This window comes from Streptomyces sp. NPDC085481 (assembly GCF_044541845.1).
GTDB lineage: Bacteria > Actinomycetota > Actinomycetes > Streptomycetales > Streptomycetaceae > Streptomyces.
Window position 1 is genome coordinate 347,341 of record NZ_JBITTJ010000004.1, and the last position, 12,579, is coordinate 359,919.

Below are 12,579 nucleotides of genomic sequence, written 5' to 3' on the forward strand. Positions count from 1 at the left end.
CCTCAGTCCGCCCCGAGCCTCCCGGAGTCACGCGTCGTGCGCATCGATCTGCACAGCCACTCCACGGCGTCGGACGGTACGGACACCCCGGCCGAGCTCGTGCGCAACGCGGCCGCCGCCGGGCTCGACGTGGTCGCGCTGACCGATCACGACACCACGCGCGGACACGCGGAGGCGATCGCCGCGCTGCCCGAGGGGCTGACCCTGGTCACCGGGGCCGAACTGTCCTGCCGGCTCGACGGGGTGAGCCTGCACATGCTGGCGTACCTCTTCGATCCCGAGGAGCCCGCCCTCCTCGCCGAGCGCGAGCTGGTCAGGGACGACCGGGTGCCGCGGGCGCGGGCGATGGTCGGCAAGCTCCAGGAGCTCGGCGTCCCCGCCACCTGGGAGCAGGTCGAGCGGATCGCCGGCGACGGCTCGGTGGGCCGCCCCCATGTCGCGGAGGCCCTCGTCGAACTCGGCGTCGTGCCGGACGTCTCCGGCGCCTTCACGCCCGAGTGGCTGGCCGACGGCGGCCGGGCGTACGTCGAGAAGCACGAGCTGGACCCCGTCGAGGCGATCCGTCTGGTCAAGGCGGCCGGCGGCGTCACCGTCTTCGCGCACCCCCTGGCCGTCAAGCGCGGTGAGTGCGTGCCCGAGTCGGCGATAGCCATGCTCGCCGAGGCCGGTCTCGACGGCATCGAGGTCGACCACATGGAACACGACGAGCCGACCCGGGCGCGCCTGCGCGGCCTGGCCGCGGACCTGGGTCTGCTGGCCACCGGGTCCAGCGACTACCACGGCAGCCGCAAGACCTGCGGTCTCGGCGACTTCACGACGGACCCCGAGATCTACGGCGAGATCACCCGCCGCGCGACGGGTGCCTTCCCGGTCCCGGGCGCCGGCGGACGCGCGTAACCGCCCTTCTCGCGACTCACCCTCCGGGCATTGGATCCAATATCCAGGATCTTGGATCCAGGATCCCCCCTGCCCTCTCTTCGGAACGCACAGTTCCGGATGCTCTTGTACACCCCTTTTCAGCAAGGCCCATCACCGTGTTCGACGTCGCCGTCTTCGGCTCGCTGTTCCTCACCCTCTTTGTGATCATGGATCCCCCCGGGATCACCCCGATCTTCCTCGCCCTCACCTCCGGTCGCCCGGCCAAGGTCCAGCGCCGGATGGCCTGGCAGGCCGTGGCCGTCGCGTTCGGCGTCATCACCGTCTTCGGCATCCTCGGCCAGCAGATCCTCGACTATCTGCACGTCTCCGTCCCCGCCCTGATGATCGCGGGTGGCCTGCTCCTGCTGCTGATCGCGCTCGACCTGCTCACCGGCAAGACCGACGAGCCCAAGCAGACCAAGGACGTCAACGTCGCGCTCGTGCCGCTGGGCATGCCGCTGCTGGCCGGGCCCGGTGCCATCGTGTCGGTCATCCTGGCCGTGCAGCACGCCGACAGCGTCTCGTCCCAGGTCTCCGTCTGGACCGCCATCGCCGCCATGCACGTGGTGCTGTGGCTGACCATGCGCTACTCGCTGGTGATCATCCGGGTCATCAAGGACGGCGGCGTGGTCCTCGTGACCCGGCTCGCCGGCATGATGCTCTCGGCCATCGCCGTGCAGCAGATCATCAACGGCGTCACGCAGGTGATCCAGGGCGCCTGACGCCCGGACCCATCGGGCCCGTCCGGACGCCTGGACGCCCGGACACCACTGCGCCCCCGTACGGATTCCGCTTGCTGCGGAGTCCGTGCGGGGGCGCGGTGCGTGGAAGTGGTGTGGCTGTTACGAGGCCGAGGCCTCGGCCGGCCGGATCCAGATGCGCTGGCCGACCGAGGCGGCCTGCTGCACGATCCCGTTGACGGAGGCGGCGTCCACGACGGTCCGGTCGACGGGCGTGCCGTCGATGTCGTCGAGTCGCAGGATTTCGAAGCGCACGGGCTTCTCCCTTCGTCTGAGTTGATCCTCCTGGTGGAGAACTGCGTTACACAGGGGTCCAACGGCATGCATCCTGCAAACATTCCCTACGCTAAGGAAATTTTTCGGATGGCTAACTACTGGCCGGTAGGGCGATGATGGCCGTATGAACGACGACGACCGGTTGCACGCCCTCGACGCCCGCCTGGAGCGCACCAATGAGCTCCTGCAGCGGATGCTGGCCGAAGTGGCCAAGACCCCTTCGACACATGCCATCTTCGTCGACGCGGGTTACGTCTATGCTGCGGCCGGGTTGCTGGTGGCGGGCACCGAGGACCGGCGCAACTTCGACCTCGACGCCGAGGGCCTGATCGAGGCCTTCATCGACACCGCCCGCACGATCTTCGCGGACAGCAGGCTGCTGCGCGTCTACTGGTACGACGGCGCACGCCGCCGCATCCACACCCCCGAGCAGCAGGCCGTCGCCGAACTCCCCGACGTCAAGGTCCGCCTCGGCAACCTCAACGCCAACAACCAGCAGAAGGGCGTCGACTCCCTCATCCGCTCCGACCTGGAGTCCCTCGCCCGCCACCGCGCCATCAGCGACGCTGCCCTCGTCGGCGGCGACGAGGACCTCGTCTCCGCCGTCGAGGCCGCCCAGGGCTACGGCGCCCGCGTCCACCTCTGGGGCATCGAGGCCGCCGAGGGCCGCAACCAGGCCGAACCGCTGCTGTGGGAGGTCGACAGCCAGCGCACGTTCGACCTCGACTTCTGCCGCCCCTACGTCACCCGCAAACCCGTCACCCTGTACGAGAACGAGGGCGAACCCCCGCCCTCACGCGCCGAAGTCCGCTTCGTCGGCGCCCAGATCGCCGCCACCTGGCTCGCCGAACGCGGACGCGACCAGCTCGCGGAACTCCTCCCCGGCCACCCCTACCTGCCGGGCAACGTCGACCAGGACCTCCTCGTCGAGGCGGAACGCCTGCTCAGCCGTTCCCTGCGCGGCCACGCCGCACTGCGCCGTGCCCTGCGCGACGGCTTCTGGCAGCACCTGCAGACCCAGTACTGACGACGTCCGCGGCCCGCTCCCAGAACGCGGTCAACTCGGCCGCCAGCTCCACCGGATGCGACACGTTGGGGGAGTGGCCCGCACCCACCACCACCGTGTGGTGCGCACCCGTCCGCAGGGCCGTTGCGGCCAGGTCCGGCACCGGCCAGACCGTCTCCTCGTCGCCGTACGCGATGTGCAGCGGCAGCGGGAGCGCGAGCAGCGCCGCCGTGCCGTCCGGGTCGCCGAGCAGCAGCCGTCCCGCCCCCGACAACTGGGCGATCCTGGTCGTCATCCAGCGGCGGCGCAGGAACCGTACGATCTCCGGCGGATCGGTCGCACCCGGCTCCTCGCCCCGGCTGTCCAGCCAGCGCGTCGCCAGCCACACCCGTTCCTTCGGCAGCAGCGCCAGCGCCCCGCGCAGCGCCCGCACCCGCACCCGCTGGGAGCGCGCGACCCGGCCGGGGCCCGAGGACAGCAGCGTCAGCGACACGAACGCGTCCGGCGCGAGCCCGGCGGCCGCCCTGGCCACCAGGCCGCCGAAGGAGTGGCCGAGCAGATGGACGGGACCGTCGCCGAGCGCCGCGGCCTGGGCCACCGCGTCGAGCGCGAGCGCCTTGCGCCGGTACGCGGCCCGGCCGCGCGGCCCGGGGGTCTCGTGCTGGCCGCGCCCGTCGACGGCCACCGCGCGATAGCCGGCCTCGCCGAGCGGGCCGAGCAGCGCGAGGAAGTCCTCCTTGCTGCCGGTGTAGCCGGGCAGCAGCAGCGCGGTGCCGCGGCGCGGGCCGGCCGGGGCGGTGTCGAGGACGGCGAAGGAGCCCCGCGCGGTCGTCAGCCGGTAGACACGGGTGCGCGGCGGCAGCGCCAGGGACCGGGGCTTGCTCATACAGGGACTGTAACCGGCCCCGTACGCACCCTGGCCCGGCCCCTCGGGGAGGGGCCGGGCCAGGGTGATGCCGCGGCGCTCGCGCCGCGCGCTGTTACGCCTCGGGCTCGGCGACGGCCTTCTTCACGGCCCGCTTGCGCGGGGCCTTCGGGGCAGCCTCGGCGTCGGCCGGTGCGTCGGCCGCCTTCTTCGTCGTACGCCGACGGGTCACCGTCTTCGGCTCCGACGCGTCCGGCGCCACGGCGGCGACGGCCTTCTTGGTCACCCGCTTGCGCGGGGCCTTGGGCGCCTCGGCCTCGACGGTCTCGACCGGGGTCTCGACGGTCTCGGCGACGGCCTTCCTGACCGCTCGCTTGCGGGGAGCCTTCGGCGCCTCGACGGTCTCGACCGCGTCCGTCGCCTCGGTGACAGCCACGGCCTTCCTGGCGGCCCGCTTGCGCGGCGCCTTCGGGGCCTCGGCCTCGACGGCTGCGACGGCCTCGACCGGCTCGGCGGCCTTCTTCGCCGCGCGCTTGCGCGGCGCGGCGACCTTCTCGACCGGGGCCTCGACCACCACGACGGCCTCGGCGACCGGGGTCGACGTCACCGGGCTGGTCGCCTTACGGGTCGCGCGGCGGCGCGGCGCCGGCGCCTCCTCGGCCGGGGCGGCCACGGGAGCCGCCGGGGCCGCGGGGGCCTCGACGGTCGCCGTCGGGCTGGTCGCCGGACGCGTGGCGCGGCGCCGGGCCCGGGGGGCGGAGACGGTGGTCTCGGCGGCGGCGACGACCGGCTCGGCGGCCTGCGCCGGGACGGAGGTCTCCTTGACGACCGTGGTCTCCTTGGCGACCGGAGTCGCCTTGGCCACCGGGGCGACGGCCTTGGGCTCCTCGACGGCCTGGGCCGGCACCGTGGCGGTCCGCCGCGTGGCGGCGAGCTGCGCGGCGGCCGTCTCGACCGTCTGGAACGTCACGGTGTCCTCGGCCGGACGCCGGATCCGACGCCGCGGAGCCGGAGTCCCGACCGGAGCGGCGGCGGCCACCGGCGCGGCGGCCTCCGGCCGCGCACCACGAGCGGGACGTCGACGACGCGACTTCGCCTCGGCGGCGGGCACCTCGACCGTCGCCGCAGCAGCGGCGGAAGCCGGGGTGGCCGGGGCCTCGGTGGCCTCGGGCTTCGGCTCGGCGGCCGGGGCCTCGGCGGTGACGGTGGTCGCCGTCTCGGCCGTACGGCTGCCGGCGGAGCGGCCGCGGGGACGGCGCGTCCGCGGCTCGGCGGCCGGGGTCTCGACGGCGGGGCCGTCGGTGGCCTCGGGCTTCGGCTCGGCGGCCGGGGCCTCGGCGGTGACGGTGGTCGCCGCCTCGGCCGTACGGCTCTCGGCCGAGCGGCTGCGGGTGCGCCGGGTCCGCGGCTCGGCGGCCGGGGTCTCGGTGCTCACGGGCTCGGCGGCCGGGGCCTCGGTGGCCTCGGGCGCCGTGGTGGCCTCGGCGGGCCCGGTGCTCATGCCGGCCACCGGGATGCCCGCCTGGCCGGTGCCGCGGGTGCGGCGACGGCGGCGCGGGGTGCGGGTGCCGGTCTCGGCGGCGACCGGGGCCGCCGCGGCCTCGACCGTCTCGACCGTCTCGACCGTCTCGGCGGTCGCCACGGGGGCGGCGTCCGGCGTGGTCTCGCCGCCGCGGGTGCGGCGACGCTGGCGCGGGGTGCGGGTGCGGGCCGGGCGCTCCTCGGCGCGCTCGCGCTCGCGGTCCGGCTTCGGGCCACGGCCGCCACGGCCACCGCGGCCGCCCGGCTCGCCGAGGTCCTCGAGCTCCTCGGCGTCAAGGCCTGCGCGGGTGCGCTCGGCGCGCGGCAGGATGCCCTTGGTGCCCTCGGGGATGTCCAGTTCGGCGTACAGGTGCGCCGAGCTGGAGTACGTCTCGACCGGGTCGTGGAAGTCCAGCTCGAGCGCCTTGTTGATCAGCTGCCAGCGCGGGATGTCGTCCCAGTCGACCAGCGTGATCGCCGTACCGCTCGCGCCCGCGCGGCCGGTGCGGCCGATGCGGTGCAGGTAGGTCTTCTCGTCCTCGGGGGACTGGTAGTTGATGACGTGGGTGACGCCTTCGACGTCGATGCCGCGCGCGGCGACGTCGGTGGCGACGAGCACGTCGACCTTGCCGTTGCGGAAGGCGCGCAGCGCCTGCTCGCGGGCGCCCTGGCCGAGGTCGCCGTGGACCGCGCCGGAGGCGAAGCCGCGGCGCTCCAGCTGCTCGGCGATGTCGGCGGCCGTGCGCTTCGTACGGCAGAAGATCATCGCGAGGCCGCGGCCGCGGGCCTGCAGGACGCGGGAGACCAGCTCCGGCTTGTCCATGGAGTGGGCGCGGTAGACGCGCTGCGTGATGTTCGCGTGGGTCGCGCCCTGGTCGTCCGGCGAGGTGGCGCGGATGTGCGTGGGCTTCGACATGTAGCGACGGGCCAGGCCGATGACGGCGCCCGGCATGGTCGCCGAGAACAGCATGGTCTGGCGCTTCGCCGGAAGCATGTTGATGATCTTCTCGACGTCGGGCAGGAAGCCCAGGTCGAGCATCTCGTCGGCCTCGTCCAGGACCAGGGCCTTGACGTGGGAGAGGTCGAGCTTGCGCTGGCCGGCCAGGTCGAGCAGACGGCCGGGGGTGCCGACGATCACGTCGACGCCCTTCTTCAGCGCCTCGACCTGCGGCTCGTACGCACGGCCGCCGTAGATGGCGAGGACGCGCACGTTGCGCACCTTGCCGGCGGTCAGCAGGTCGTTGGTGACCTGCTGGCACAGCTCGCGGGTGGGGACGACGACGAGCGCCTGCGGGGCGTCGGTCAGCTGCTCGGGCGTGGCCCGGCCGGCCTCGACGTCCGCGGGGACGGTGACGCGCTCCAGGATGGGGAGGCCGAAACCGAGGGTCTTGCCCGTGCCGGTCTTGGCCTGGCCGATGACGTCGGTGCCCGAGAGGGCGACCGGAAGGGTCATCTCCTGGATGGGAAAGGGGGAAACGATGCCGACGGCTTCCAGGGCCTCGGCCGTCTCGGGAAGAATCCCGAGGTCTCGGAACGTAGTCAGGGTGCTGCCTCTTCTGTGAGACGCGGCGCGAGGCGAACGCTGGGGGTCTTACCGTGCCGGATCACTTCCGGTCCGACCAGAGGGTCGTGACCGGGTGGAACGGGACCACTGCCGTCGCTCGAGCGTCGTGCCGCTGAGGGACCCTTCGGACGGTGCGCCGGAAGGGCTGTCGGGTCGGAGCCGATCGGGCCACCGACCGGGCATCCTCATTCATGAGTCGGCCCACCGGGTACGTCCGAACGTGCGAAAGCATGTCCGCATACTCAGCAGGCGCATTACCACTGTACCCCGGAATCGCGCATGTGTGTCGGGAGAATTCCCGACGAGGCCACCGTCACAGTGACTGACCAGGGCCTCGACCGACCACGGGGGCGGGCTATTGTGCGCTTCATGGAGACGCCTGACAACGCCACACCCACCGGTATCGCCGCCCAGGACTGGGCGACGGCCTCCGCCGTGCCGCAGTACCGCGCCGCCGTGATCGACCTGCTCGGTGCGCTGGCCTACGGCGAGCTCGCCGCGTTCGAGCGGCTCGCCGAGGACGCCAAGCTGGCGCCGAGCCTCGGGGACAAGGCGGAGCTGGCGAAGATGGCCTCCGCCGAGTTCCACCACTTCGAGCGGCTGCGCGACCGGCTCGCCGCCGTCGACGCCGAGCCGACGACCGCGATGGAGCCGTTCGCCAAGGCGCTGGACGACTTCCACCGCCAGACCGCGCCGTCGGACTGGCTGGAGGGCCTGGTCAAGGCGTACGTGGGCGACTCGATCGCGAGCGACTTCTACCGGGAGGTCGCGGCCCGCCTCGACTCCGACACGCGCGCCCTGGTGCTCTCCGTCCTCGACGACACGGGCCACGGCAACTTCGCGGTGGAGAAGGTGCGCGCCGCGATCGACGCCGACCCCCGCGTCGGCGGCCGGCTCGCCCTGTGGGCCCGCCGCCTGATGGGCGAGGCCCTGTCGCAGGCGCAGCGTGTGGTGGCGGAGCGCGACGCGCTGTCCACGATGCTGGTCGGCGGTGTGGACGGGATGGCCGCGGGATTCGACCTCGCCGAGGTCGGCCGGATGTTCTCCCGCATCACCGAGGCCCACACCAAGCGCATGGCCGCACTGGGCCTCGCGGCGTAACGCTTCGCGTCACACGGCGGCTTACCGGCTCACACGGCGGCTGACCGGCTCACGCCGCGGCTGATCGGCGAAGCCGGCGCGAGGCCGGCCGGATCAGCAGCGACAGCAGCACCGCGGCGATCGCGACGGCGCCGATCTGGGTGGCCAGGAAGTGCCCGGGTCCGAGCGATCCGTGGGTCACCAGGGCGCCGAAGACGGCGCCGAGCGTGCCCGTGACGAGGACGGCGCCCCGTGCGGGGAGGCGGTCGGGGAGCCGGTGCGCGGCGGCCCAGGCCAGGGCGAAACCGAGCAGGGCGGAACCGAGGGCTTCCAGGAACACGGCGAATCACCTCGCGTGTGGTGCGGGGCGGGCAGATCGGTCACTCCCGTCCTACCCGGTCGCTCTGGATGACAATCCTCCCCATACCCCCTGACGTGCGCATTCGAAGGAACGCAAGGGAAAACAGGCGAAGACATGCGAAAGGCCCGGTGGATCTCGTCCACCGGGCCTTCGCTGATCTCAGGTGTCGCTCAGAGCGCGCCGAAGCCCACCCGGCGCACCGCCGGCTCGCCGATCTCGACGTAAGCGATCTTGTCGGCCGGGACGAGGACCGTCCGGCCCTTCTCGTCCGTCAGGCTGAGCAGCTGCGCCTTGCCGGCCAGCGCGTCGGCCACCGCGCGCTCGACCTCCTCGGCGGACTGCCCGCTCTCCAGAACGATCTCCCGGGGTGCGTGCTGCACGCCGATCTTGACCTCCACGGCTATGTCCCTCCGAACGGTCAGCCTTGCGCGTGGGTCCCGCGCCGTACCTGCCACACATTAGCCCGGTGAGGGGACGTGCACGGTGCGGGCACGGAACGCCAAGAGCGAACAGAGCCCGGTCCCGGGCTCAGGGGGCGGGGACCTCAGTGCCCCTCGGCGCTGAGCTGCCCGTCCCCCGGGTGCAGCGGGAAGCCGGCGATACCGCGCCAGGCGAGCGAGGTCAGCAGGCCCACCGCCTTGTCCCGGGCGACCGGCGACTCGCTGGACAGCCAGTAGCGGGCGACGACCTGCGAGACGCCGCCGAGGGCGACGGCCAGCAGCATGGACTCGTCCTTGGACAGGCCGGTGTCCTCGGCGATGACGTCCGAGATCGCCTCGGCGCACTGCAGCGAGACCCGGTCCACGCGCTCGCGCACGGCCGGCTCGTTGGTGAGGTCGGACTCGAAGACCAGCCGGAAGGCGCCGCCCTCGTCTTCGACGTACGCGAAGTAGGCGTCCATGGTGGCCGCGACGCGCAGCTTGTTGTCCGTGGTGGACGCGAGCGCGGTGCGCACCGACTGGAGCAGGGCCTCGCAGTGCTGGTCGAGCAGGGCGAGATACAGCTCGAGCTTGCCGGGGAAGTGCTGGTACAGCACCGGCTTGCTGACCCCGGCCCGCTCGGCGATGTCGTCCATGGCTGCCGAGTGGTACCCCTGGGCGACGAACACCTCCTGGGCCGCCCCGAGCAGCTGGTTACGTCGGGCACGGCGCGGCAGGCGCGTGCCCCGAGGGCGTGCTGCCTCTGTCTGCTCGATGGCGCTCACGCCGCCTCCCAAAAATCGATCCATGCAACGCATTGGCGTCGCGCCGCCATCGTACTTTTGGGTAACCCGGCTGTGCGCGGTGCGAACGCAGAATTTCACGGACCGGACGCCTGGGGCGAGAGCCGATTCACCCTGTAACCGAACAAAACAACGGCACCCGACACGCCGATACGTCTTTTCGGGCGTCGATGTCCACGACTCAGCGGTAGTCGTCCTCGTCCAGCGCGACCACCCGGGCCTGTTCCGCGAGATCCGCGGCGTTCGCCGCGCCGTGCGCCTCCTGACTGAACGGCTCGTCCTCGCGTTGCTGCAGTTCGGCGTTCTGCTCGGCCGCGTCGGCCTCTGGGGTCTCGTCGTCGAACACGACGTCCTCTTCCTCGGCGAAGGTGTCCGGGTCGGTCGGGTCGACAGTCATGCGGTTCCTTCCAGAAAAGGCGGGTCCGCGGGTCCTGTCCGATGGCCCTCTCTACGAGCCTAGGAGCTCGCACGGCGCGCCGCACCCCCTCTTGTGACGCCACCCACACGCGCCCGGGCGTGATCGTCTCGTAATATCGCTGCCATGTCCTCGACCGAGCTGCCGGAAACCCGGACCGCTGCCGCCTCACCCGCGACCCGGTCCCGCACCGTGCGGGTCGCCGACGGCGAGAAGCTGCGCTCCGTCGCACTGCCCGGACTGACGTTGACGGTGCGCGCCCGGCCCGGCACCACCCCCGGCCTGCCGCCCGCGCTGTACGTGCACGGGCTCGGCGGTTCCTCGCAGAACTGGTCGGACCTCATGCCGCGGCTCGCGGACCTGGTCGACGGCGAGGCGGTCGACCTGCCCGGCTTCGGCGACTCGCCGCCGCCCGACGACGGCAACTACTCCGTGACGGGGCACGCCCGGGCCGTCATCCGGCTGCTCGACGCCGCGGGGCGCGGCCCGGTGCACCTGTTCGGCAACTCGATGGGCGGCGCGGTCGCCACCCGGGTCGCCGCGGTCCGGCCCGACCTGGTGCGCACCCTCACGCTGATCTCGCCCGCCCTGCCCGAGCTGCGCGCCCAGCGCTCCGCCTGGCCGACGGCGCTGCTCGCGCTGCCCGGGATCGCGCCGCTGTTCGCGCGCCTCACCAGGGACTGGACGGCCGAGCAGCGGGTCCGCGGTGTCCTCTCACTCTGTTACGGGGATCCCGGCCAGGTCACCGACGAGGGCTTCCGGCACGCCGTGGAGGAGATGGAACGGCGCCTGGAGCTGCCCTACTTCTGGGACGCGATGGCCCGCTCCTCGCGCGGCATCGTCGACGCCTACACGCTGGGCGGCCAGCACGGTCTGTGGCGGCAGGCGGAGCGGGTGCTCGCGCCGACGCTGCTGGTCTACGGCGGCCGCGACCAGCTGGTGTCGTACCGGATGGCACGCAAGGCGGCCGCCGCCTTCCGCGGCTCGCGGCTGCTCACCCTTCCGGAGGCGGGGCACGTGGCGATGATGGAGTACCCGCAGACGGTCGCCGACGCGGTACGGGAGCTCATCACCGATGCCGCCCGGACGCCGGCGGCAGAGGGCGGGAGCTGAACCGGACCGTGGGACGACATAGTCGCAAGGGCCCCGCGGCCCCGGTGGCCGACACCGGGCAGCGGGAGGCCGTCGGGCAGGGCCCGGGGACGGGGCGACGCAGGAGGGGGCCGGGGCAGGAGCCGTCGCAGGCCCCGCGCCCGTACGACACGCAGGGCCGCGGCCCGCAGGATCCCGCCGCGCCGGGGCACCAGGGCGGCTACGGCACGCCGGCCCACGGCACCCCCCGCCACCGGGGCGGCTACGAGACACCGGCGGCCGGCACCCCCCGCTACCAGGGCGGCTACGACACCCCGGCGGCCGGCACCCCCCGCCATCAGGGCGCGTCCGACACGCCGATGCACGGCACCCCCCGCTACCAGGGCCCGTACGACCCGGCCGCCGACGGCGCCTTCGTGCGCGGCGGCCACCCCGTCCACGACGAGGGAGCCGCGCCCGCCGCCCGCTATCCGTACGAGGGCCAGGCGGGCGCCTTCATCCCCGCGCCGCGCCGCGAGGCGACCCCGGAGCCCGGGCAGGCCGGGCCCGAGTCCGAGTCCACGTCCACCGGGCAGCACCGGAGGATTCAGCAGCCCGCCAGGGGCGGCGGTCTCGGCCGCACCTTCACCGGGATAGCGGCCGCCGCCATCACCACCGTCCTCGCGGTCGTCGTCGCCGGCCAGGTCACCGACCGCGACCTCGACGGGACGCCGCAGTCCCGCGCGGCCGACGAGTCAGCCGACCGGGTGGGCGCCGAGAGCCCCGCATCCCGCTCCGACGACCGGGTCACCCCGGCGAAGCCGGCTCCGGCCGCGCCGCCGACGTACGAGCAGCTGATGACCCGCCAGTTCCCCATCGACCCGAAGCTGAAGGGCTCCGGGGACTTCGAGGCCGTCCCCGGCTTCGACCGGGCGCCCGGCAAGGGCCGCAAGATCCGCTACCGGGTCGACGTGGAGAAGGGGCTCGGGCTCGACGGGGCGCTGTTCGCGCAGGCCGTGCAGAAGACCCTCAACGACGAGCGGAGCTGGGCCGGCAAGGGCGAGATGACCTTCGAGCGGATCTCCAGCGGGGATCCCGAGTTCGTCGTCACGCTGGCCAGCCCGGGGACCACCGGGACCTGGTGCGCGAAGTCCGGCCTGGACACGACCGTCGACAACGTGTCCTGCGACTCCGCCTCCACGCAGCGCGTGATGATCAACGCCTTCCGCTGGGCGCAGGGCTCGGTCACCTTCGGCGCGAAGGCGATGTACGCCTATCGCCAGATGCTCATCAACCACGAGGTCGGCCACCGGCTCGGACACAGCCACGTCAGCTGCGGCACGCCCGGCGCGCTCGCCCCGGTGATGCAGCAGCAGACCAAGTCCCTGGACATCGACGGCATCAAGTGCCGGCCCAACCCCTGGGTGCATCCCGGGAGTTGAATGCGTGCCGACGGCGCGTGAGCGTGCGTCGGCCCTTTTCGCCTCGCCGTCTTCGAGAATTGCGTTTCTCTTCATCGCGCCGCCGTAGCGCGACGGAA

The 12,579-nt window shown here is 73.1% G+C and carries 13 protein-coding genes; 6 read left to right on the top strand and 7 right to left on the bottom strand.

All coding sequences use genetic code 11. The features are described from left to right. Positions 1-36: 36 nt before the first annotated feature. Both ACIGEZ_RS12525 and ACIGEZ_RS12530 read left to right on the top strand, forming a co-directional pair. Complete coding sequence (locus ACIGEZ_RS12525) at positions 37-897, top strand: PHP domain-containing protein (protein WP_399829448.1); 861 nt, start codon at positions 37-39, stop codon at positions 895-897. A 137-nt stretch (positions 898-1,034) separates the two neighbouring features. Further along, positions 1,035-1,640 (top strand): MarC family protein, encoded by a 606-nt coding sequence (locus ACIGEZ_RS12530; RefSeq protein WP_399829450.1) that lies wholly within the window; start codon positions 1,035-1,037, stop codon positions 1,638-1,640. A gap of 120 nt (positions 1,641-1,760) precedes the next feature. On the opposite strand, the gene ACIGEZ_RS12535 is transcribed toward ACIGEZ_RS12530, so the two are convergent. Then, complete coding sequence (locus ACIGEZ_RS12535) at positions 1,761-1,913, bottom strand: hypothetical protein (RefSeq protein ID WP_399829452.1); 153 nt, start codon at positions 1,911-1,913, stop codon at positions 1,761-1,763. A gap of 145 nt (positions 1,914-2,058) precedes the next feature. On the opposite strand from ACIGEZ_RS12535, the gene ACIGEZ_RS12540 reads away from it, so the two are divergent. Then, positions 2,059-2,961: an NYN domain-containing protein gene (locus ACIGEZ_RS12540; protein WP_399829454.1), complete on the top strand. Its 903-nt coding sequence runs from the start codon at positions 2,059-2,061 to the stop codon at positions 2,959-2,961. On the opposite strand, the gene ACIGEZ_RS12545 is transcribed toward ACIGEZ_RS12540, so the two are convergent. Together ACIGEZ_RS12545 and ACIGEZ_RS12550 are read right to left on the bottom strand one after the other, a co-directional pair. After that, positions 2,879-3,826, bottom strand: coding sequence for an alpha/beta fold hydrolase (locus ACIGEZ_RS12545; RefSeq protein ID WP_399829457.1), 948 nt, complete (start codon positions 3,824-3,826; stop codon positions 2,879-2,881). The genes ACIGEZ_RS12540 and ACIGEZ_RS12545 overlap by 83 nt on opposite strands. 94 nt (positions 3,827-3,920) lie before the next feature. Further along, positions 3,921-6,779, bottom strand: a complete 2,859-nt coding sequence (locus ACIGEZ_RS12550) for a DEAD/DEAH box helicase (protein WP_399829461.1) — start codon at positions 6,777-6,779, stop codon at positions 3,921-3,923. 480 nt (positions 6,780-7,259) lie between these two features. On the opposite strand from ACIGEZ_RS12550, the gene ACIGEZ_RS12555 reads away from it, so the two are divergent. Continuing rightward, positions 7,260-7,991, top strand: coding sequence for a ferritin-like fold-containing protein (locus tag ACIGEZ_RS12555; protein WP_399829464.1), 732 nt, complete (start codon positions 7,260-7,262; stop codon positions 7,989-7,991). 49 nt (positions 7,992-8,040) lie between these two features. Here ACIGEZ_RS12555 and ACIGEZ_RS12560 read toward each other — a convergent pair whose 3' ends face one another. The 4 genes from ACIGEZ_RS12560 to ACIGEZ_RS12575 form a co-directional block, all read right to left on the bottom strand. Next, the gene (locus tag ACIGEZ_RS12560) at positions 8,041-8,310 is read right to left on the bottom strand and encodes a hypothetical protein (protein ID WP_399829466.1); all 270 of its coding nucleotides are present in this window, start codon (positions 8,308-8,310) and stop codon (positions 8,041-8,043) included. 191 nt (positions 8,311-8,501) lie between these two features. Beyond that, positions 8,502-8,729: a DUF3107 domain-containing protein gene (locus ACIGEZ_RS12565; RefSeq protein WP_399829468.1), complete on the bottom strand. Its 228-nt coding sequence runs from the start codon at positions 8,727-8,729 to the stop codon at positions 8,502-8,504. 146 nt (positions 8,730-8,875) lie between these two features. After that, positions 8,876-9,535, bottom strand: coding sequence for a TetR family transcriptional regulator (locus tag ACIGEZ_RS12570; RefSeq protein ID WP_399829471.1), 660 nt, complete (start codon positions 9,533-9,535; stop codon positions 8,876-8,878). A 199-nt stretch (positions 9,536-9,734) separates the two neighbouring features. Next, positions 9,735-9,950, bottom strand: coding sequence for a hypothetical protein (locus tag ACIGEZ_RS12575; RefSeq protein WP_399829473.1), 216 nt, complete (start codon positions 9,948-9,950; stop codon positions 9,735-9,737). A gap of 144 nt (positions 9,951-10,094) precedes the next feature. Here ACIGEZ_RS12575 and ACIGEZ_RS12580 point away from each other — a divergent pair, with 144 nt between their 5' ends. Both ACIGEZ_RS12580 and ACIGEZ_RS12585 read left to right on the top strand, forming a co-directional pair. Next, positions 10,095-11,081: an alpha/beta fold hydrolase gene (locus ACIGEZ_RS12580; protein ID WP_399829476.1), complete on the top strand. Its 987-nt coding sequence runs from the start codon at positions 10,095-10,097 to the stop codon at positions 11,079-11,081. Positions 11,082-11,089: 8 nt separating this feature from the next. After that, entirely contained in the window at positions 11,090-12,481 is a 1,392-nt protein-coding gene (locus ACIGEZ_RS12585) for a DUF3152 domain-containing protein (protein WP_399829478.1), read from the top strand. Positions 12,482-12,579 lie beyond the last annotated feature (98 nt).

Coding starts and splice junctions, on each gene's coding strand:
- ACIGEZ_RS12545 (WP_399829457.1), bottom strand. CDS start 3,826: ATGAGCAAGCCCCGGTCCCTGGCGCTGCCGCCGCGCACCCGTGTCTAC.
- ACIGEZ_RS12555 (WP_399829464.1), top strand. CDS start 7,260: ATGGAGACGCCTGACAACGCCACACCCACCGGTATCGCCGCCCAGGAC.
- ACIGEZ_RS12540 (WP_399829454.1), top strand. CDS start 2,059: ATGAACGACGACGACCGGTTGCACGCCCTCGACGCCCGCCTGGAGCGC.
- ACIGEZ_RS12580 (WP_399829476.1), top strand. CDS start 10,095: ATGTCCTCGACCGAGCTGCCGGAAACCCGGACCGCTGCCGCCTCACCC.
- ACIGEZ_RS12575 (WP_399829473.1), bottom strand. CDS start 9,950: ATGACTGTCGACCCGACCGACCCGGACACCTTCGCCGAGGAAGAGGAC.
- ACIGEZ_RS12550 (WP_399829461.1), bottom strand. CDS start 6,779: ATGACCCTTCCGGTCGCCCTCTCGGGCACCGACGTCATCGGCCAGGCC.